The sequence below is a fragment of the Rhizobium sp. 007 genome, assembly GCF_015353075.1.
Taxonomy (GTDB): Bacteria; Pseudomonadota; Alphaproteobacteria; order Rhizobiales; family Rhizobiaceae; genus Rhizobium.
Genome location: NZ_CP064187.1, coordinates 2,287,916 through 2,307,431 on the forward strand (window position 1 = coordinate 2,287,916; position 19,516 = coordinate 2,307,431).

The 19,516-nt window shown below is 61.6% G+C and carries 18 protein-coding genes; 9 read left to right on the plus strand and 9 right to left on the minus strand.

Annotated features, from left to right (window positions below; genetic code table 11):
- Positions 1 to 8 precede the first annotated feature (8 nt).
- The 4 genes from ISN39_RS11540 to ISN39_RS11555 form a co-directional block, all read right to left on the minus strand.
- Positions 9 to 893 carry a cytochrome c1 gene (locus ISN39_RS11540; protein WP_194727586.1) on the minus strand — a complete coding sequence of 295 codons (885 nt, stop codon included), beginning with the start codon at positions 891 to 893 and terminating at the stop codon, positions 9 to 11.
- 21 nt (positions 894 to 914) lie between these two features.
- Positions 915 to 2,186: a cytochrome b N-terminal domain-containing protein gene (locus ISN39_RS11545; RefSeq protein ID WP_074069047.1), complete on the minus strand. Its 1,272-nt coding sequence runs from the start codon at positions 2,184 to 2,186 to the stop codon at positions 915 to 917.
- A gap of 14 nt (positions 2,187 to 2,200) precedes the next feature.
- Positions 2,201 to 2,779 carry a ubiquinol-cytochrome c reductase iron-sulfur subunit gene (petA, locus tag ISN39_RS11550; protein WP_194727587.1) on the minus strand — a complete coding sequence of 193 codons (579 nt, stop codon included), beginning with the start codon at positions 2,777 to 2,779 and terminating at the stop codon, positions 2,201 to 2,203.
- Between the two features lie 241 nt (positions 2,780 to 3,020).
- A complete protein-coding gene (locus ISN39_RS11555) occupies positions 3,021 to 4,910 on the minus strand; it encodes an ABC transporter ATP-binding protein (RefSeq protein ID WP_194730164.1) in 1,890 nt (629 codons plus the stop codon).
- A gap of 163 nt (positions 4,911 to 5,073) precedes the next feature.
- On the opposite strand from ISN39_RS11555, the gene ISN39_RS11560 reads away from it, so the two are divergent.
- Positions 5,074 to 5,298, plus strand: coding sequence for a CopG family transcriptional regulator (locus ISN39_RS11560; RefSeq protein ID WP_194727588.1), 225 nt, complete (start codon positions 5,074 to 5,076; stop codon positions 5,296 to 5,298).
- Between the two features lie 168 nt (positions 5,299 to 5,466).
- On the opposite strand, the gene ISN39_RS11565 is transcribed toward ISN39_RS11560, so the two are convergent.
- Positions 5,467 to 7,323 carry an ABC transporter ATP-binding protein gene (locus ISN39_RS11565; protein ID WP_194727589.1) on the minus strand — a complete coding sequence of 619 codons (1,857 nt, stop codon included), beginning with the start codon at positions 7,321 to 7,323 and terminating at the stop codon, positions 5,467 to 5,469.
- Between the two features lie 381 nt (positions 7,324 to 7,704).
- On the opposite strand from ISN39_RS11565, the gene ISN39_RS11570 reads away from it, so the two are divergent.
- Both ISN39_RS11570 and ISN39_RS11575 read left to right on the plus strand, forming a co-directional pair.
- Positions 7,705 to 8,166: a tRNA (cytidine(34)-2'-O)-methyltransferase gene (locus ISN39_RS11570; protein ID WP_194727590.1), complete on the plus strand. Its 462-nt coding sequence runs from the start codon at positions 7,705 to 7,707 to the stop codon at positions 8,164 to 8,166.
- Between the two features lie 202 nt (positions 8,167 to 8,368).
- On the plus strand, positions 8,369 to 10,015 hold the full coding sequence (locus tag ISN39_RS11575; RefSeq protein WP_194727591.1) for a Na/Pi cotransporter family protein: 1,647 nt from the start codon (positions 8,369 to 8,371) through the stop codon (positions 10,013 to 10,015).
- 3 nt (positions 10,016 to 10,018) lie between these two features.
- Here the strand turns inward: ISN39_RS11575 and ISN39_RS11580 are convergent, their stop codons facing one another.
- The gene (locus tag ISN39_RS11580) at positions 10,019 to 10,279 is read right to left on the minus strand and encodes a hypothetical protein (protein ID WP_022714201.1); all 261 of its coding nucleotides are present in this window, start codon (positions 10,277 to 10,279) and stop codon (positions 10,019 to 10,021) included.
- 179 nt (positions 10,280 to 10,458) lie between these two features.
- Here ISN39_RS11580 and hemF point away from each other — a divergent pair, with 179 nt between their 5' ends.
- From hemF to ISN39_RS11595, 3 genes are all read left to right on the plus strand, one after another.
- Positions 10,459 to 11,373, plus strand: coding sequence for an oxygen-dependent coproporphyrinogen oxidase (gene hemF / locus ISN39_RS11585; protein WP_074069053.1), 915 nt, complete (start codon positions 10,459 to 10,461; stop codon positions 11,371 to 11,373).
- 116 nt (positions 11,374 to 11,489) lie between these two features.
- On the plus strand, positions 11,490 to 11,771 hold the full coding sequence (locus ISN39_RS11590; protein WP_194727592.1) for a hypothetical protein: 282 nt from the start codon (positions 11,490 to 11,492) through the stop codon (positions 11,769 to 11,771).
- A 125-nt stretch (positions 11,772 to 11,896) separates the two neighbouring features.
- Positions 11,897 to 12,082, plus strand: a complete 186-nt coding sequence (locus tag ISN39_RS11595) for a DUF1059 domain-containing protein (protein ID WP_074069055.1) — start codon at positions 11,897 to 11,899, stop codon at positions 12,080 to 12,082.
- Here the strand turns inward: ISN39_RS11595 and ISN39_RS11600 are convergent, their stop codons facing one another.
- From ISN39_RS11600 to ISN39_RS11610, 3 genes are read right to left on the minus strand one after another with little or no spacing between them, the layout of a single operon-like run.
- Positions 12,083 to 13,336, minus strand: coding sequence for a CCA tRNA nucleotidyltransferase (locus ISN39_RS11600; RefSeq protein WP_194727593.1), 1,254 nt, complete (start codon positions 13,334 to 13,336; stop codon positions 12,083 to 12,085).
- Positions 13,333 to 13,983, minus strand: a complete 651-nt coding sequence (locus ISN39_RS11605; RefSeq protein WP_194727594.1) for a CoA pyrophosphatase — start codon at positions 13,981 to 13,983, stop codon at positions 13,333 to 13,335. The genes ISN39_RS11600 and ISN39_RS11605 overlap by 4 nt, the downstream gene beginning before the upstream one ends.
- Positions 13,980 to 14,603 (minus strand): DUF1285 domain-containing protein, encoded by a 624-nt coding sequence (locus ISN39_RS11610; protein ID WP_074069058.1) that lies wholly within the window; start codon positions 14,601 to 14,603, stop codon positions 13,980 to 13,982. The genes ISN39_RS11605 and ISN39_RS11610 overlap by 4 nt, the downstream gene beginning before the upstream one ends.
- A gap of 158 nt (positions 14,604 to 14,761) precedes the next feature.
- Between ISN39_RS11610 and ISN39_RS11615 the strand changes: the two genes are divergently transcribed.
- The 3 genes from ISN39_RS11615 to ISN39_RS11625 are packed head-to-tail and all read left to right on the plus strand — an operon-like array spanning position 14,762 to position 19,516.
- Positions 14,762 to 15,772 carry a MoxR family ATPase gene (locus ISN39_RS11615; RefSeq protein WP_022714193.1) on the plus strand — a complete coding sequence of 337 codons (1,011 nt, stop codon included), beginning with the start codon at positions 14,762 to 14,764 and terminating at the stop codon, positions 15,770 to 15,772.
- Positions 15,773 to 15,785: 13 nt separating this feature from the next.
- Complete coding sequence (locus ISN39_RS11620) at positions 15,786 to 16,706, plus strand: DUF58 domain-containing protein (RefSeq protein WP_194727595.1); 921 nt, start codon at positions 15,786 to 15,788, stop codon at positions 16,704 to 16,706.
- Positions 16,703 to 19,516, plus strand: a complete 2,814-nt coding sequence (locus ISN39_RS11625; protein WP_194727596.1) for a DUF4159 domain-containing protein — start codon at positions 16,703 to 16,705, stop codon at positions 19,514 to 19,516. Before ISN39_RS11620 ends, ISN39_RS11625 begins: the two co-directional genes overlap by 4 nt.

The following is a 19,516-nucleotide window of genomic DNA, read 5'->3' on the forward strand; positions in this document are numbered from 1 at the left end:
AGAACCGCTCAGTGCTCCTTGTTGGCATAGACCGAGCGCTTCGTCAGGAAGATGAGACCCGAGAAGATCAGCAGGAACACGATGACCATGAAGCCGGTGCTCTTGCGCTCTTCGAGGTGCGGCTCTGCGGCCCACATCAGGAAGGCGGAGACATCCTTGGAGTACTGATCGACGGTCTGCGGCGTGCCGTCGTCATAGGTCACCTGATCGTCGGAGAGCGGCTTCGGCATCGCGAAGGCCGCGGCAGCGTTGAAGTAAGGGTTGTAATGCGCGCCCTCTGGAACCTGGAAACCCGCCGGCGGCTCTTCATAGCCGGTCAGCAGCGAGTAGATATAGTCCGGCCCGCCTTCCTGATACTGCGTGAAGATATCGAAGACGAACTGCGGGAAGCCGCGGGTTATCCCGCGGGCCTTCGCGATCAGCGAAAAGTCCGGCGGCTCCGCGCCATTGTTCGCGGCGGCAGCGGCCTGGGCGTTGGCGTATGGCGACGGGAAATAATCCGAAGGGATAGCCTTGCGTGTGAACATCTCACCCGCAGAATCCGGGCCATCTTGAACTTCGTAGTTCGCGGCAAAAGCCTTGACCTGCGCCTCGGAGTAGCCGAGTTCGCCGAGCATGCGGAAGGGAACGAGGCTCATCGAGTGGCAGGCGGAACAGACTTCCGCATAGACCTTCAGGCCGCGCTGCAGCTGGCCCTTGTCATAATGGCCGAACGGGCCGGCGAAGCTCCAGTCCTGCTCCCGCGGGTGCTTCAGCGGATAGTGCGGCGTGGCGCCTTCCTCGTGCTCGGCCGGAGCAGCGCCCTCGCCGTGCGTCGCTTCCTGAGCGAATGCAGCAGTTCCGAGGATAGCTGCGACTGCGAGCGGCAGAATGCTTGCAACAAGCTTTTTCATCGTTCTATTCCTTCCGCTCGCTTATGCCTTGACCGTAGCTGTTTGTTGATTGCGCTTTTCCAGTACGGCTTCGGTGATCGAGTTTGGAATGCGGCGCGGCGTCTCGACGAGACCAAGCACTGGCATGGCGACCAGGAAGAAAGCAAAGTAAAGCAGCGTGCAGATCTGCGAGATCAGGACGAAGGCACCTTCCGCCGGCTGGGAACCGAGCCAGCCGAGGATGATCGCGTCGATCACGAACAGCCAGTAGAACATCTTGTACCAGGGGCGGTAGACCGCAGAGCGGACCTTCGACGTGTCGAGCCATGGCAGGAAGAACAGCACGATGATCGCGCCGAACATCACAAGGACGCCGCCGAGCTTGGAATCGATCGGACCGATGTTGAAGGTGATCGAGCGCAGCATCGCGTAGAACGGCAGGAAGTACCATTCCGGAACGATGTGCGCCGGCGTCTTCAGCGGGTCAGCCGGGATATAATTGTCCGGATGGCCGAGGAAATTCGGCATGTAGAAGATGAAGTAGGCGTAGACCAGCAGGAAGATCGAAACGCCGAGTGCGTCCTTGAGGGTTGCATAGGGCGTGAAGTGGACGGTGTCCGTCTTGGTCTTGACCTCGACGCCGGTCGGGTTCGTCTGGCCGGTCACGTGCAGCGCCCAGATATGCAAGACGACAACGCCTGCGATGATGAAGGGCAGCAGGTAGTGCAGCGAGAAAAAGCGGTTGAGCGTCGGGTTTTCAACGGCAAAACCGCCGAGCAGAAACTGCTGCACCCATTCGCCGACCAGCGGGAAGGCCGAGAAGAAGCCGGTGATGACGGTCGCGCCCCAGAAGGACATCTGGCCCCAGGGCAGAACGTAGCCCATGAAGCCGGTCGCCATCATCAGCAGATAGATGAGAACGCCGAGGATCCAGAGGATTTCGCGCGGCGCCTTGTAGGAGCCGTAGTAAAGGCCGCGGGCAATGTGCAGGTAGACCGCGACGAAGAAGAAGGAGGCGCCGTTGGCATGCATATAGCGCAGAAGCCAGCCGTGGTTGACGTCGCGCATGATCTTTTCGACGGCATTGAAGGCGACCGAGGTTTCGGCAGCATAATGCATGGCAAGCACAACGCCGGTCAGGATCTGCACGACCAGCATGACCGAAAGCATGGCGCCGAAGGTATAGGCATAGTTCAGGTTACGCGGAACCGGATATGCAACGAAGCTGTCGTAGACCATGCGCGGCAGCGGCAGGCGCGCATCGATCCACTTCTCGAGGCCGGTTGATGGCTCGTAGCTGGAATGGCCACTCATAAATCAGTCTCCCCTCAACCGATCTTGATCACTGTATCGGAAACGAACGAATAGGTCGGAATCGGCAGGTTCGTCGGCGCCGGACCTTTACGGATGCGGCCGGCCGTGTCGTAGACCGACCCATGGCAGGGACAGAACCAACCGTTGTATTCGCCGGCCTGTCCGAGCGGCACGCAACCGAGATGGGTGCACGAACCGATCATGACGATCCAGTTTTCCTTGTCCTTGCCGGCAGAGCGGTCGACACCGGTTGCCTGCGCTTCGGCCGGAAGGTTCTCGTTGCGTGCGATCGGATCCTTGAGATCCGAAAGCGGAACCTCGTCGGCGGCCTTCACTTCCTCGGGCGTACGGTTGCGGATGAACACCGGCTTGCCGCGCCACTTGGCGGTCAGCGACATGCCCGGCCCAAGGCTCGATACGTCGACTTCGATGGAAGCAAGAGCGAGCGTGGACGCATCCGGACGCATCTGATCGATGAACGGCCAAGCGACCGCCGCAGCGCCGACGGCGCCTGCCATACCAGTGGTGAGATAAAGGAAATCACGGCGCGTGGGCTCCCGTGAAGCCTCGCTTGTCGTTTCGTGTTCGCTCACGGCTAAACCATCCTCTGCGCAATTTTCGCGGAATTCCGCCCTGCCCCTCTAAGCGGCGAATCTACACAGACACAATTCGGCCTTAGATTCCCCGCCAATCCGGCGCGTTCTATGCTTGATCGCAAATTATGTCCAGCCTTGACAATAGTATGAGGGCACAATGTCGCGGGTATTTTCAGATGATCTTTCTACCGCAATCCCCTGGATTCAGCGGATCGGAGCCTTGCTGGCGGACGCATGCCTAAACGGCCCTCGCCTCGCGCCCAGGCATATCTTCGTCTGCACCGAGGAAGCCGCCGGACTGGCGCGCCCATAGCTCGGCATAAAGCCCGCCACTTTCGACCAGGGATTTATGCGTGCCTTCTTCGATGATTCGGCCGCGATCGACAACAATCAGCCGATCGAGCGCGGCAATCGTCGAAAGGCGGTGAGCGATAGCCAGCACAGTCTTCCCCTCCATGATCCGGCTGAGATTGGACTGGATCACCTCTTCCACCTCGGAATCGAGCGCCGAGGTCGCCTCGTCGAGCACCAGGATCGGTGCGTCCTTCAGCATGAGGCGCGCGATTGCGATGCGTTGCCGCTGCCCGCCGGAAAGCTTCACGCCGCGCTCGCCGACATGCGCGTCGAAACCCTTGCGCCCCTGCTGATCGTGCAAGCGCTCGATGAAGCCGAGCGCCTCTGCCCGCCGTGCGGCATCGAGCAGCCGTTCCTCGTCCGCATCGGGCCGGCCGAAGAGGATGTTGTCCCGGACCGAACGGTGCAGCAGCGACGTATCCTGGCTGACGACACCGATCTGCATGCGCAGTGACTCCTGGCTGACCGCAGCAATATCCTGGCCATCGACAAGGATGCGCCCGCCTTCAAGGTCGTAGAGGCGCAGCAACAGATTGACCAGCGTCGACTTGCCGGCGCCGGAGCGCCCGACGATCCCGACCTTCTCGCCGGGTGCGACGGTGAGCGAGAAATTCTCGATGACACCCTTGCCCCGGCCGTAATGGAAGGAGATGTTTTCGAAGCGGATGCTAGGCTCCCTGACGACGAGATCGGGGGCATTGGGCCGATCGACGAGACCGAGCGGCTGCGAGATCAATTCGGCAGCATTCTGGATCGTGCCCAGATTGCGCATGATACCGTTGAACTGCGTCATCAGGCGCCCAAGAAGGAAGTTGAGGCGCAGGACGAGGGCCAGCGAAAAAGCCACGGAACCGGAACTCACCAACCCGCGCAGCCACAGATCGACGCTTAACCCGCCCATCGTCACGATCATCAGGCCGGAAAGCAGCGCCATGGAGGCACGTACACCGGTAATGAACCGGGTAAAGCGCAGCACGGTATCCTGATAGATATCGAAACCCTGGCGCATGTAGCGGTCGCTCTCCTCGTCACGAGCGAAAAGCTTCAGCGTCTGGATGTTGCTGTAGGAATCGACCATGCGGCCGTTGAGCATAGAGGCGGCTTCCGCAGTCTCGCGCGAGTGATAGCGGATGCGCGGCACGAAATAGCGGGCGAGCACGCCGAAGGCAGCGAGCCAGAACAGCACGACGGCCGCAAGCGAAAAATCGAGCTGAGCCACCAGCACCAGTGTCGTCGCCGCGTAGATTCCGACGAACCAGACGCTCTCCATGAGCGAGGTCACGAGATCGCCCACCGCCTGGCCGGCCGACCAGACCTTCGTCACGATCCGCCCGGAAAAATCGCTCTGGAAAAAATGCAGCGATTGGCGCGAGACGTGGAGATAGGATTGCCAGCGCGCGAGATTGTAAAAACCCGGCGTGATGACCTGCTGATCGACCAGCGCGATGAGGAAGACCACAACGAAACGGACAAAGCCGATCAAAGCCAGCATTCCGAAGAGCTCGCTGCCGTGTGCAGCAAGCATCTCGCTCCAGCCAACGCCCGGCCTGACTGTGCTCAAAATATCGACCAGCCGTCCGACGAACCAGAAAAGCGCCGCCTCGATCGCCGCCGACATCCCGCCGAGGACGAGCATCGCGACGAAGGGCCATTTCGCCTGGCCGATGTAGAACCAGATGAAGCCGGCCGTCGAACGCGGCGGCTGTATATTGCCGCGCCGGCGGAACGGATCGATCCAGTTTTCAAACAGATTGAGTATCGGGCGCAGGAGCATCATTGCGTTATAGTCCGAGACAACCCTGCGGCAAAGGCAACGGAGGGCGGACACAACCTTATATTTTGGTAATTTTCGGTAACATCGGCGGCATCCGTGTTGAATGTCGCTGACCTCGTGACGATCTCGGAGTACAATGGCCGCTTATCGGAGAAATACCGTCATGGAAACGAGGGTGCTCGCGTCGCATATTCCGCTTCCGCTTGCGGACAGACTCGATGAAACCGCAGCCCAACTCGGCATATCGCGCGACACGATCGTCAGCGAGGCGGTTGCCGCATGGCTCGACAACGAGGAAGAGCGCCGCGTGACGGCACTCCGCACGATGGCAGGCGCCATCGTCGTGGTCGAGCGTCACAGGGTAAGAGACTGGGCAGACAGCCTGTAAACCGGCAACGGATCTTTTGGGAATCATTCAGTGCCTGCGGCAGCTCGCGCCGACCGTGCTAAACGCGAAGAATGCCGCGATTTCTCTCCTGATCAGGATAACAGGGCTTCTTAACTGGTCTCAACAGTTAAGAAGCCCTCCCCGCTTTCGCCGGGAGGGCCTTTCGCTTTACTCCGCCGCTTCCTCCGCTTCTTGCGAACGATCGGCGAGGAAGCCGCCGGACTGGCGGGTCCAGAGATCGGCATATATGCCGCCCTGACTGACGAGATCGGCGTGCGAACCGGCCTCGATGATCCGGCCCTTGTCGAGCACGATCAGGCGGTCCATCTCCGTCAGCGTCGACAGGCGATGGGCGATCGCGATCACCGTCTTGCCTTCCATCAGCGCGAAGAGGTTCTCCTGGATCGCCGCTTCCACTTCGGAATCGAGCGCCGAGGTCGCCTCGTCGAGCACCAGGATCGGCGCGTCCTTCAGGAACACCCGGGCGATCGCAACGCGCTGACGCTGGCCACCGGAGAGCTTCACGCCGCGCTCGCCGACCTGCGCGTCGAGCCCCTTGCGGCCCTGCATGTCGACAAGCCCTTCGATGAACTCCCAGGCATTTGCCCGCTTCCCCGCCTCGATCACATCCGCGTCCGTCGCATCCGGACGGCCGTAGGCGATGTTGTCGCGGATCGAGCGGTGCAGCAGCGACGTATCCTGCGTCACCACGCCGATCAGCGAGCGGAGGCTTTCCTGCGACACCAGCGAGATATCCTGGCCGTCGATGGTGATGCGGCCGGCTTCCAGATCGTAGAAGCGCAGCAGCAGGTTCATCAGAGTCGTCTTACCGGCGCCGGAGCGGCCGACAAGGCCAACCTTCTCACCCGCCTTGATGTCGAGCGACAGGTTGTCGATGACGCCTTTGCCCTTGCCGTAATGGAAGCGGATGCGCTCGTAATGGATCGCACCCTTCTTCGCCTGCATCGGCGGTGCATCGCGCTTGTCGGTGATGTCGTGGTTCTTCGTCATCATCTCCATGCCGTCATAGACCGTGCCGATGTTTTCAAAGAGCGCCGATACCTCCCACATGATCCATTGCGACATGCCGTTGACGCGCATCGCAAGGCCGATCGCGATGGCGATCGCGCCGACCGAAATCTGGCCATTCAGCCAGAACCAGATCGATAGGCCCGAGATGGCGAAGAGCGCCACGCAGTTGTTGATGTAGACGCACACATGGAACAGCGTGACGCGACGCATCTGCTGGTGCACCGTCTGCAGGAATTCGTCCATGCCGGCCTTGGCATAGCCTTCCTCCCTGCCCGCATGCGAGAAGAGCTTGACGGTCGCAATGTTCGTGTAGCTGTCGACCACCCGGCCGGTCATCATAGAGCGCGCATCCGCCTGCTGCGCCGCGATCCTGCGCAGCCGGGGCACGAAATACGATACGATGCTGACATAGATGGAAAGCCAGACCAGGATTGGCACCATCAGCCGCCAGTCTGCCGCTGCGATCACGATGATCATCGTCAGGAAGTACGTGACGACATAGACGAAGACGTCGAGGATCTTCATCGTTGTTTCACGAACGGCAAGCGAGGTCTGCATCACCTTGGTCGCAACGCGTCCGGCAAACTCGTTTGCAAAGAAGGTCATGCTGTGGCGCAGCAGGAAGCGGTGCATCTGCCAGCGCGCGATCATCGGGTAGTTGCCGAGCAGGACCTGATGCATGATAAGTGAATCGAGCCCAGCCGCCAGCGGCAGGCCGACGAGGATCAAAGCCGCCATCCAGGCAAGCTTGTGCCATTCGTTCTGCAGGAACGTCGCCTTGTCGGCATTCGTCAGCCAATCGACGATATCGCCGAGGAACTGGAAGAGTGCCACTTCGCCGATCGCAATCAGCGCCGTCAGCACGGCCATGGCTGCAAGCCAGGGCGCCGCAGGCTTCGTATAGTGCCAGCAGAAGGCAAAAAGACCCTTCGGGGGAACGACAGGCTCCTCACTCGGAAAGGGGTTCAGTCGCTGTTCGAACCAGCTAAACATGAAAGTGCTCCGGAACTTCACCGTTCCACCTCCCGGCCTGCGCAAAACGCACTAAGGCACATATGGGAACCGGACGTTCGAGGGGCGAGGCCACGACAGCCGCGCAATGGATCAAAAATGGGGAATTTTAGAAAGCTTGCGCTCAGGAGCGCGAGATCGCCACGCTTGGTATCGCGGCTGGAAGGCGCGTAAGCATCAGAATATTCATGTCGGCCCTCCCTAGCTGGCGATTGAAGATGCGCACCAATAACGCGAAAATTGCGAAATTTCCAGTCCGAAGTCGGAAAAAATTGAACAATTCATGGGCAAAAGGCGCCCTGTTGCGCCGAAATCACAGTTGAACTAGGTCTCTTTGCCTCAAACAGCAAGACGGAACTTCGGATGACCAATCTCAGACTGGCGCTCTATCAGCCCGACATCCCCGGCAATACCGGCACGATCCTGCGTCTTGCCGCCTGCCTCGGAGTTGCCGTAGACATCATCGAGCCCGCCGGCTTCGACATTTCCGACCGCAACCTGAAACGCGCCGGCATGGACTATATCGCAACCGTTGCGCTCACCCGTCATGTCAGTTGGGATCGCTTCGAGCAATGGCGGGCTCCAACGGGCCGCCGCATCGTGCTCGCCTCCACCAAGGCATCGGTCCGATACACGGATTTCGCATTCCGGCCGGACGACATTTTGCTGTTTGGCCGCGAAAGCGCAGGCGTTCCGGATCATGTACATGAAAGAGCCGCCGGGCGTATCCTGATCCCGATGGTCGAGGGCCAGCGCTCGATCAATGTCGCGGTCTCCGCCGCGATGATCGCCGGCGAGGCCATGCGCCAGACCGTCTGGCGCTGATTTCGCTTCTGAGAGACCTCGTGAAGCCTCGCCATGATATGTCGCAAACGGCGTTGTGATATCCAGGAACAGGCGTATTATAATTAGCCGGACAATCAAAAAGTGAGATCCAGGCCACGATTTCAAAGAGATGGCAATGCGCTGAGACACCGATTGCGCAGCATTGCGCCGGCCGTGAACAAGAAGAAAAGACCCGCAGAGAATGGAATCCACGATCGTCATGATAAACCTGTTCGGCGCGGTAGCCTTGCTGCTGTTCGGCCTTGCGCAGGTGAAGGACGGTGTGTCGCGGGCTTTCGGTGCGCGGCTGCGAACAGGTCTTGCGACGGGCACGCGTGGCGGCTTGCGCTCCTTCGTTTCAGGCTTTTTCGCAACGCTGGCATTGCAAAGCTCCACGGCAACGGCGCTGATGGTCGCCTCCTTCGTCGAGCGCGAACTGGTGAAGCCACGCATGGCGCAGATCGTTCTGCTCGGTGCCAATGTCGGCACGGCCGTCACAGCCTGGATCGTCGCGACCGGTATCGAATGGCTGTCGCCGCTCGTCATCCTGGCGGGTATCATCCTCTATCGTAGCGGCTCGACCGCACGCCAAGGTGGTGGCACCGCACTGATCGGCATCGGCCTGATGCTCTTGTCTCTGCATCTTTTGAGCGGCGCGACAGAGCCTATGCGCCAATCGCCCGCGCTTGCCGCCTTTATCGGCTTGCTCGACAACGCCTGGCCGGTGGCGCTTGTGTTCTCCGCCGGCATTGCCTTCGTCTCCTCGTCGAGCCTTGCCGCCGTTGTCCTGATCCTTTCCCTGGCATCGACCGGTATTGTCTCGGCGGGATTGGTGATCGTTCTCATCCTGGGTGCCAATCTCGGCGGCGCAATTCCGCCGGTCGTCGCTTCGCTTGGCGGACCTGCCTCGGCAAAGCGCGTTACGCTTGGCAACCTGATCGTGCGGGCCGCCGGCTGCGTGATCGCACTCCCGCTTGCCGGCTACGGCGCCGAGCTTCTGGAGATGCTGCCGCTCGATCCCGCCAAGCTGCCGGTCGATGCGCATCTCGGCTTCAACCTGATCCTCGCCGCTGTCGCCTGGCCGTTCTCGCGCCTGTTGTCGCAGTTGATGCTGCGTCTCGTTCCGGAAGAAGCACAAACCGACAATGGGCCGAAATATCTCGACCAGCACGAGCTGTCGACGCCCGTCGTGGCGCTTGCAAGCGCCACTCGCGAAGTCCTCGGCGTCGGCGACCTCATAGAGCGCATGCTGATCCGAGCCTCCGACGCCTTCGAGCAGAACGACCTGACCAAGCTCAAGGAAATTCCCACGCTCGAAAAGCGGGTCGATAGCCTGCAGCAGGAAGTGAAGGTCTATCTTTCCAAGCTCGGCCGCGAGGGCCTGAGTGAAGAGAACGGCCGCCACTCGATCATCATCATCGACTACGCGATCAACCTCGAGCATATCGGCGATATCATCGAAAAGGGCCTGCTGCCGCAGATCAGCAAAAAGGCTTCGCTCGGCCTGCGGTTTTCCGACGACGGTTACCAGGAGCTCAAGAAGCTCTTCCATTTGACGATCGACAACCTGCGGATCGCGCAAACGATCTTCGTGACGCGCGACTTCAATCTCGCCAAACAGATGATGGAAGTGAAGGTCGAAGTCCGCAGGATGGAGAAGCAATCCGCCGAACGCCACCTTGAACGCCTGCGCGAGGGCTACGCCGACAGCCTGCAGACGAGTTCACTGCATCTCGACATGCTGCGCGATCTGAAACGCATCAACGCCCATATCGTCTCGGTCGCGCATCCGATCCTCGACGAGAGCGGATTGCTCATCGAGAGCCGCCTGCGCACGCCTGCGCAATGACGGTCAGTCGGCGGAAGGCAGCCGGCGCATGGTGAATTCGATCTGGTCGTTGTCGAGCTGCCGCCAGCTTTCCACTTCGGTCCAATAGGCCGCCTTCGGATATTCGGCGAACCATTCGCGTGCCTTTGCCCGCGCGTCAAGCAGGCCAAGCCGATAGGTCTGGCGCACGAAGTGATCACCCTTGCGGGCAGTGCCTTCCGCCCGATGCCGTTCGATCCTGCGCTTCAAGCCGTCAAACGACGGAGGTCCCGGGATTTTAGTCATGAAACCTACCTCTGAGCGGGAAAGGTAGTATTGAAAATATCAATTTGCGAGTCGAATCTTTGCCGCCTCGACTGCGGCTTTCCGCCGGCTGGCAAGGCACCGATGCACCTGATACCACGAAACCGTAATCAGCGATGATCGAGTCGCGTGTGATGCAATAACGACTGCTGGGGATAATGATGGAACGACCAGACCTGCCGATCGGCCTGCCGGACGATATCGAAGAAAAGAAGGTCGCCGCGCGCACTTGGTTCGAAGGGTTACGCGATACGATCTGCGCCTCCTTCGAGGCCTTGGAAGACGAGCTGACCGGCACTCTTTCGGACCAGGAGCCCGGCCGTTTCGTCGGCAAGGAGTGGTCGCGTGAAAATGGCGCCGGCGGCGGGGGCCGGATGTCGATGATGCACGGCCGCGTTTTCGAAAAGGTCGGCGTGCATACCTCCACAGTGTACGGGGAATTCGCACCCGATCTGCGCACCCAGATGCCGGGCGCCAGCGAAGACCCTCGGTTCTGGGCCTCAGGTATTTCGCTGATCGCCCATCCGGTGAACCCCAATGTACCCACAGTGCATATGAACACCCGCATGGTCGTCACCTCCAGCCGCTGGTTCGGGGGCGGCGCGGACCTGACGCCGGTGCTCGACCGGCGCCGCACGCAGGAAGACGACGATAGTCGCCTCTTCCACAAGGCGATGGAAATTGCCTGCCGCAGCCATTCGGCCGTCGCCGACTATGGCGCTTACAAGAAATGGTGCGACGATTACTTTTTCCTGAAGCACCGCAACGAACCGCGCGGCATCGGCGGCATCTTTTATGACTGGCTGCATTCGAGCGAGGAAGCCGGCGGCTGGGATGCCGACTTCGCTTTCACCCGCGATGTCGGCAGGGCCTTCGCCATGGTTTATCCGAAAATCGTCCGCTCCAATTTCAACAAGGAATGGACCGAAGCCGACCGTGACGAACAATTGATCAGGCGCGGGCGCTATGTCGAGTTCAATTTGCTCTACGATCGCGGTACAATCTTCGGGTTGAAGACGGGAGGCAATATCGAGTCGATACTCTCGTCGATGCCGCCGGTCGTCCGGTGGCCATGACTGTACGACAGCGTACGGGTAAAAATACATTACATGGCCTTCAAGAACCGTGAGCACGCCCTAAACTAACGTGCTAAACTGAGCTTGTGTTGCGTAACAATCGGAGGAGGATTGTCATGATGATACAGAGCGGTTCGCCGGCGTCTGGGGATGTTCGGGAGGCATCCCGCGCAATCGAGACCCCGGATTTCCTGAACCGCATTGCCGAAGAAATGCGAGCCACGAGCGGCTCGGACCTGCCCCTTTCCTGCTTCATCGAACAGGTGAGGTTGCAGCTCGCTGCCGGAAAATCGCTCGAAGAACTGCGCGGACAGGCAAGAGAAAGCGCAAATTCGAATGCGTCCTACCAGTCGTCCGACTGCTTCCGCGCCTGGGCGATGCCGGAATATCGCATGTGATTTGCCGGCCGATGTCATCATCGGCCGGAACCTTCTCTCCGTTTCGCACATTGAAGTTTCGCACATCGAGGAGAACCGCGTGTCAGCGCGATCATCCCGTCATGTTCCGGACAAAGGAGTAGACAATGCGACTTTTCGAATGCGGTACGCTCGTTCCGGGCTGCACCTGGCACACCCGCGCCGATGAGGACGCCGAAATCGTCCGCCGCGCGGTCGAGCACATGAAGTCCGCCCATGGTGAAACGACCATTCGCGAAAACATGATCGACAACATCAAGGCCCGCATCCGCGACGAAGCGACAGCGGCCTGATCACTTCGAAAGTTCGTTCAGCCGGGCGAGCAGCGTCGCCCGGTCGGCGGCAAAATTCTCGTCGATCCATTGGTTCTCGAGTTTCGCAAGCGTCTCGCCGACACGCGGACCTGCGGGAATTCCGGTGGAAACGACATCGCCGCCGCCGATTGGAAACTGCGGTCTCTTCCACGCCAGAGCCCGGTCCAACAGCTTGCCGAGCCTGGCCGACCGGCTCATTTCCTTCATGTCGCCTTCCGCCTTGCCGCGAGCAACGGCGAGCGCGAGCTTCAGGCGCGTGACGATACCGTCCGCACCACTGCGATAGAGCAGCCGGTCGAAGGCCGCGGCAGACATTTCGTCATCGACCGGGGGCGCCGCCGCCCAGGCCCTGAAATAGGCCGCTTCGGCATTCGAAAATCTCAGGCGGACCGCCATCTTCTCCAGCCGTTCGGCATCGGGTGGAACGATCGAAGCGAGCCGAAGAAGCGGATCGGACGTCCAGCCGAGCGCCTTTTCGGTAGCGACCAGTCCCGGGATGGCATCGATGCCCCATTTCTCCGTCTCCGGCAGGACTTCGCTGAGCACCGAAACCTGCCGCATCCAGAGCAGCGCCCGGCCCGGATCGTCGGCAGCAAGCAGCTTGCGAAGCTCGGACCAAACCCTTTCGGACGAAAGCGTAGTGAGCTTCGAACGCGCCGCCGAACAGGCCCGCAGTCCGTCTGCATCGGGCCGGCCGGAGCCGTAGTGAGCAAAAAAGCGGAAGAACCGCAGGATGCGCAGGTAATCCTCGGCAATCCGTGTCGCCGCATCCCCAATGAAACGGATGTTGCGCTTCTCAATATCGGCAAGCCCGCCGACGAGATCGACCACCTCACCCTTGGAATTCATGTAAAGGGCATTGATCGTCAGGTCGCGCCGTTCCGCATCCGCCTGCCAGTCGGTGCTGAAGGCGACCTTGGCGCGGCGCCCGTCAGTCTCGACGTCGGTGCGCAGCGTCGTCACTTCGAACGGCTTTCCTTCGATCACCAGCGTCACGGTGCCATGCTCGATGCCGGTGGGGATCGCCTTGCTGCCGGACGCCTTCGCCCGTTCCGTCACGGCGTCCGGCGTCAGCGTCGTCGCGATGTCGATATCGCTGACCGGAAGCCCCATCAGGCTGTTGCGCACGGCGCCGCCCACGACGCGCCCCTCCCCGCCGTCCGCGTTCAGGAGCGCGAAGACGCGCTGAAGGCGGGGATCCTTGAACCATGCTTCATCAGCAAGGCTGGTCATGCATAAAGCCTCTCGTAAAGGGTGCGGACGATGCCCGCCGTGATGCCCCAGATCATCCAGCTTTCATAGGGCATGCGGTAAAAATGCCGGTCGACACCCTCGACCAAGCGCCTGTCGCGGGTGTGGTTTTGCGGGTTCATCAGGAAGGAAAGCGGCACCTCGAAGACGTCGTCGACTTCCCGCGGATTGGGCTTCAGCTCGAACCCCCGCCGGACGACGCCGAGCACCGGCGTGATGCGGAAGCCGGTCGCGGCGAGATAGTGCGGCAGGCGTCCGACCGTCTCTACAAAGGAGCCGGCAATGCCGATCTCTTCCTGTGTCTCGCGGATCGCCGCCATCTCCGGAGAAATGTCCGTAGAATCGATCGCTCCGCCAGGAAAGGATATCTGGCCGGAATGCTTGCGCAGGTTCGCCGTGCGCTTGGTGAAGATGACCCGCGCCTCGTCGCCGTCGTCGACCACTGGCACCAGCACAGCGGCGTCGCGTAGGTGGAAGCCCTCGACCATCGCGACGATATCCGGATTGAGGATGTGGTCGCCGTGATCCCGCCAGGAGTGATCGACCGGCCCGCCGTTTTGATTGAGCGCCCGGCGGCGGAATTCGGCCGCGGAATAGAGTGGGTAGCTTTGGGTCGGGGCATTGCTCATCGGGACAGCATATCCAGTTCATCGGCGGCCATGACAGGGAAAACGCAGCCGGCCGAGCGGACGCAGAACATCTCCCTGCCCTCGATATCCGCAATCTCGCCGAGGTCTGCCAGTTCATACATCACGGCCCGCGACACCAGCGCCTCGAGACGCCCGCGCACATGCAGATAGGGTTTCAACTCGCTGTTTTCTCCATGAATCACGAAGCGCAGCGGATACTCCTGGCCGGCCTCGACGACATCGCCGGTATTGGTGCGGAATGTCAGCACCTGCTGACCATTGCGGTCCGTCACGCTCATCTCGACGGCAACGAACGGCGCGTCAGCGACCCTGATTCCGACTTTTTCCACAGGGGTGACGAGATAGGTCTTTCCGTCCTCGTCCTTGCGCAGGACGGTGGAAAACAGGCGAACCAGGGGCGCACGGCCGATCGGCGTTCCCATGTAGAACCATGTGCCGTCGGCGCGGATTTCCATGTCGATATCGCCGCAGAAGGGCGGATTCCATTTCTCGACCGGTGGAAGTCCGCGCTTCTTGCCGCCGGTTTCGCCTGCAGCGCGCGAAATCAGCGCGGCAAGCCCTGCGGCATCTTCACTCGCCCTGATCTCTTGCGCTGCCATTCTTCTGTCCCGGTTTGCTCTTAACGATAGAATAGTCACGAGATAGTCATTTGGAACGAACTTGTCAGCCCGCAACATATCCATAACTCTATAGGGTACGAGCCAGAGGCGTAAGTCCGCCGATTCGCGACGAATGATTCAGCCGTTGGAGATACTTGATGGGTATGATGAAGACCGAAGATAGCCTCGGGGAGAAGGAAATCATCGCTGCCGCAGAAAAGGCGCTCGCCGATATTGCCCTTGTGCGCGAAGAAGTCTCGAAGGTGATCTTTGGCCAGGAAAGCGTCGTCGAAAACACCCTGCTCGCTGTTCTTTCAGGCGGCCATGCACTTCTGGTCGGCGTGCCCGGCCTTGCAAAGACCAAGCTGGTGACCACGCTCGGCGAAGTGCTCGGCCTCGGCGCGAACCGCATCCAGTTCACCCCGGACCTCATGCCGTCGGACATCCTCGGCTCCGAAGTGATGGACCAGGACGAGAACGGCCGCCGCTCCTTCCGCTTCGTCAAGGGCCCGGTGTTCGCCCAACTGCTGATGGCGGATGAGATCAACCGCGCCTCACCGCGCACGCAGTCGGCGCTGCTGCAATCGATGCAGGAATATCATGTCACGATCGCCGGCCAGCGCTACGACCTGCCGACGCCTTTCCACGTTCTCGCCACCCAGAACCCGCTGGAGCAGGAAGGCACCTACCCGCTGCCGGAAGCTCAGCTCGACCGCTTCCTGCTGCAGGTGGACGTGCACTATCCCGAGCTTGCCGCCGAACGCCAGATCCTGCTCGAAACGACCGGCATCAGCGAAACGAAGCCGCAAGCCGTCCTCGACGCCGGGCGGCTGATGGAAATCCAGAAGCTCATCCGCCAGATGCCGGTGAGCGACAAGGTCGTCGATGCGATCCTCGATCTAGTGCGCTCCGCCCGCCCCGGCCAGGGCAACGCTGCGACCGACAAGAATGTGGCCTGGGGCCCGGGTCCGCGCGCCGGCCAGGCGATGATGCTCTGCGCCCGCGCCCGCGCGCTCTATGAAGGCCGTCTGGCGCCGTCGCTCGACGATATCCATGCACTTGCCGAACCCGTTCTCGAACACCGCATGGCGCTTACCTTCGCTGCACGTGCCGAGGGCATGTCGGTCCGCGATGTCATCGCCGGCCTCGTCAAGCAGGCCAAAGGATAAGGAAGCCGGACGCGTGGCATCTATCGGACAGATCGTCAATCCGACCCCTGGCAGCGATGCCCTCGCCCGCGCAAGACAGCGGGCCTCTCTGGTGCCGGACTGCCTGGTCGAAGCCAAGCGCATCGCCAACACCGTGATTGCCGGCTGGCATGGCCGCCGCAAGCGCGGTATCGGCGAGAATTTCTGGCAGTTCCGCCCTTATACCGAGGGTGAAAGCCTATCGCGCATCGACTGGCGTCGCTCCGCCCGCGACGACCATACCTATGTTCGCGAGCGCGAATGGGAAGCCGCCCACACCATCTGGCTGTGGGCCGACATGTCGCCCTCGATGATGTACAAGTCGACCTTCGGCAGTGTCTCGAAGGAAAGCCGCGCGCTCGTCATCATGCTGGCGCTCGCTGAGATCCTTGCGCGCTCCGGCGAACGCATCGGTTGTCCGGGCGTCATGGAACCGGTTGCCGCCCGCAACGCCGCCGAGCGGCTTGCAACCGCGCTCATGCATGCGCCGCTACCGGGCGGGCTGCCGGACATAGCCATGATCCGCGGCTGGAGCGATCTCGTGCTCATCGGCGATTTCCTGGACGATGCGCCGGCGATCATGGCCCGCCTCACACCGCTTGCCCGTCGCGGCCTTCGCGGCCACGTGGTCGAGATCGCCGATCCCGCCGAAGAGCTTTTCCCCTATACCGGCCGTACCGAATTCACCGATCCGGAAACCGGCTCGAAACTGGTGTCCGGCCGCGCGGAAAACATCCGCGAAGCCTATAGCCGCGCCTATCTGGCCCGCCGCGACGGTCTCGGCCAATCGCTTCGACATCTCGGCTGGACGTTCGTCACCCATCGCACCGATCACCTGGCATCCGAAGCGCTGGTTGCGGTGCATATGTATCTGTCCGGGATGCCGGCCAAGGCGACACATGGGGGGCTGCTATGAGCGCCCTTCCCTTTGCTTTCGCCTATCCTGCAATCCTCGGCGCGCTCGTCGCCCTGCCGGTCATCTGGTGGCTGCTGCGGCTTACGCCGCCGCGCCCGAAATCCGAAGTCTTCCCGCCGCTGAAGATACTGGCCGCCGTACTGAAGCGCGAGGAAACGCCCGCTCAGAGCCCCTGGTGGCTGACGCTGCTTCGAATGCTGCTCGCCGCTGCCGTGATCCTTGCGATCGCCGATCCGGTTTTCAATCCGCGTACCAATTCGCTCGCCGCAGGCGGTCCGCTCGTTCTTTTCGTCGACAATGGCTGGGCGACGGCGCCGGATTGGCAACGCCGCGTGCAGACCGCCGAAGCGCTGATCGACGACGCCGAATCGGCCGGCACCCCCGTCGCGGTCGCCTTTACCGCCGATCCCACCAACAATGCTGTGCCGGGCACCACAACGGCGGCCCGCGACATGCTGCGCGCCGCAGAACCGCAGCCGCTCGTTCCGGATCGCGAACGCGCCTTCGAGGCATTGCGCGCCGCCCTCAACGGCACGAAACCAGGTACGCTCGCCTTCCTTTCCGACGGCGCTGCCGCCAAGGAAAACGATGCGACCGTCCGCCAGCTCGCCGATCTGAAGCCTGCCGAGCTCCGTCTCATCGAAGGCGATACCACACGGACGATCGCCATCACCGGTGCCACGAATGCCGCCGACGCCATGAGCGTGACCGCGACGCGCCTCGACAGCGCGGGCGCCGCCTCGCTGCCGCTGACGGCGCAGGATGCCCAGGGCCGTGCGATTGCCGCAGGCACGGTGGATTTCCAGCCCGGGCAGTCGGTCGCCTCCGGCTCGATCCCCGCCCCCTTCGAGATGCGCAACGATTTCGCCCGCGTCAGCATCGACAATCTTGCGACGGCAGGTTCGGTCCATTTGCTCGACGATGGCTTCAAGCGCCGCCGCGTGGTGCTGCTTTCCGGCGAAGCGGGCGATGAATTCCAGCCGCTGCTATCGCCTCTCTATTACATCCAGCGCGCACTGCAGCCTTATGCCGATCTGATCCAGCCGAACACGCCGGATCTCGCTGCCTCCATCCCCGATCTGCTGTCGCAGAATCCGTCCGTCATCATCATGGCCGATATCGGTCGGCTGCCGCAGGAAACCTATGGTCCGATGCAGCGCTGGATCGCCAATGGCGGCACGCTGATCCGCTTCGCCGGGCCGCGCCTTGCCGCCGCCCCCGCGGACGATCCGCTGGTGCCGGTGACGTTGCGCCAGGGCGAGCGTGCGCTTGGCGGCGCGCTCTCCTGGGCCGAGCCGCAGCCGCTGGCGGATTTTCCGAACTTCGGTCCTTTCGCCGGCATGGCCAAGCCGACTGACGTGACCGTCAAGCGCCAGGTTCTGGCCGAGCCGACGCCCGATCTTGCCGAGCGCACCTGGGCAAGCCTTGCCGACGGCACGCCGCTGGTTACGACCAAGCCGATCAACGCGGGCCGTATCGTGCTTTTCCATGTCAGCGCCGAGGCAACGTGGTCCAACCTGCCGATCTCCGGCAATTTCGTCGAGATGCTGCGTCGCATCGTTCAGCTCTCCCGCTCGGGCGGCGTCACCTCTGAAGCCGGTGCTGCAACGACCGCTGAAGCCCTGCCGCCCTTCCGCCTGCTGACGGCGAAGGGCGTGCTCACGACGGAGACCGGCACGGCACGGCCGTTGATCCCGAACGCAAAGACCGAGCCCGTTTCCAATTTCGACAATCCGCCTGGACTCTATGGTTCGGAAGACGGCTTTACCGCATTGAATGTATTGCCGAATAACGCCGAGCTGAGGCCGCTCGACACAGCCGGCATCAATGTCCTGCGCGAGGGCCTGATCGGCGGCGAAACCTGGTCCGCCAAGCCCGCTCTCTTCCTCATCGCCTTCCTGCTGCTCCTGGCAGACAGCCTCGTCGTGATGTTCATGGGCGGCGCCTTCTCCCGGCTGCGTTCGGCGGCCCGGCCTGCGGCGATCATCGCAGTCGCCGTCAGCACGACCTTCTTCCTGCAACCCTCGCAACTGCGCGCCGACGATTCCAAGCCCGGCGACGACCAGATATTCCAGCGATTGGACAATACCCACCTCGCCTATGTCGTCACCGGCGAGCAGGATGTCGACAATATTTCCGAGCACGGCCTTGAAGGCCTGACCGAGTTCCTGACCTTCCGCACGACACTGGAGCCGGCGCCGCCCGTCGGCCTTGATCTCACGAAGGACGAGCTGTCCTTCTATCCTATCATTTACTGGCCGGTTTCCGCCTCCGCGCCGATGCCGTCGACGGCTGCGATCAACCGCATCGACGCCTATATGCGCGCCGGCGGCACCGTCCTTTTCGATACGCGCGACCAGTTCTCCTCACTGGATAACAATGGAGGTGCCTCGAGTGCCAACGGCGAGCGCCTGCAGCAGATCCTCGCCAATCTCGACATCCCCCCGCTGGAGCCGGTTCCTACGGACCACGTTCTGACGAAGTCCTTCTACCTGCTCTCCAGCTTCCCGGGCCGCTATTCCGGAAGCCCGCTCTGGATCGAGTCGAGGCAGGACAATCGCGCATCGGACACCAAATCGACGGCCTCGGCCGACGGTGTTTCGCCGATCCTGATCACCGGCAACGATTTAGCCGGGGCCTGGGCGGTCGATCAGAATGGCGCACCGATGCTGCCGACCGTTCCGCCGGATGAGGTGCAGCGCGAATACTCCTATCGCGCCGGCGTCAACATCATGATGTATATGCTGACGGGCAACTACAAGACCGATCAGGTCCACATCCCCGCGCTCCTCGAACGGCTGGGGCAATGA

Bases quoted from the DNA above. Each gene is read 5' to 3' on its own strand.
- ISN39_RS11540 (WP_194727586.1), bottom strand. From the start codon at position 893: ATGAAAAAGCTTGTTGCAAGCATTCTGCCGCTCGCAGTCGCAGCTATC.
- ISN39_RS11545 (WP_074069047.1), bottom strand. From the start codon at position 2,186: ATGAGTGGCCATTCCAGCTACGAGCCATCAACCGGCCTCGAGAAGTGG.
- ISN39_RS11555 (WP_194730164.1), bottom strand. From the start codon at position 4,910: ATGCTCCTGCGCCCGATACTCAATCTGTTTGAAAACTGGATCGATCCG.
- ISN39_RS11560 (WP_194727588.1), top strand. From the start codon at position 5,074: ATGGAAACGAGGGTGCTCGCGTCGCATATTCCGCTTCCGCTTGCGGAC.
- ISN39_RS11565 (WP_194727589.1), bottom strand. From the start codon at position 7,323: ATGTTTAGCTGGTTCGAACAGCGACTGAACCCCTTTCCGAGTGAGGAG.
- ISN39_RS11570 (WP_194727590.1), top strand. From the start codon at position 7,705: ATGACCAATCTCAGACTGGCGCTCTATCAGCCCGACATCCCCGGCAAT.
- ISN39_RS11575 (WP_194727591.1), top strand. From the start codon at position 8,369: ATGGAATCCACGATCGTCATGATAAACCTGTTCGGCGCGGTAGCCTTG.
- ISN39_RS11580 (WP_022714201.1), bottom strand. From the start codon at position 10,279: ATGACTAAAATCCCGGGACCTCCGTCGTTTGACGGCTTGAAGCGCAGG.
- hemF (WP_074069053.1), top strand. From the start codon at position 10,459: ATGGAACGACCAGACCTGCCGATCGGCCTGCCGGACGATATCGAAGAA.
- ISN39_RS11590 (WP_194727592.1), top strand. From the start codon at position 11,490: ATGATGATACAGAGCGGTTCGCCGGCGTCTGGGGATGTTCGGGAGGCA.
- ISN39_RS11595 (WP_074069055.1), top strand. From the start codon at position 11,897: ATGCGACTTTTCGAATGCGGTACGCTCGTTCCGGGCTGCACCTGGCAC.
- ISN39_RS11600 (WP_194727593.1), bottom strand. From the start codon at position 13,336: ATGACCAGCCTTGCTGATGAAGCATGGTTCAAGGATCCCCGCCTTCAG.
- ISN39_RS11605 (WP_194727594.1), bottom strand. From the start codon at position 13,983: ATGAGCAATGCCCCGACCCAAAGCTACCCACTCTATTCCGCGGCCGAA.
- ISN39_RS11610 (WP_074069058.1), bottom strand. From the start codon at position 14,603: ATGGCAGCGCAAGAGATCAGGGCGAGTGAAGATGCCGCAGGGCTTGCC.
- ISN39_RS11615 (WP_022714193.1), top strand. From the start codon at position 14,762: ATGGGTATGATGAAGACCGAAGATAGCCTCGGGGAGAAGGAAATCATC.
- ISN39_RS11625 (WP_194727596.1), top strand. From the start codon at position 16,703: ATGAGCGCCCTTCCCTTTGCTTTCGCCTATCCTGCAATCCTCGGCGCG.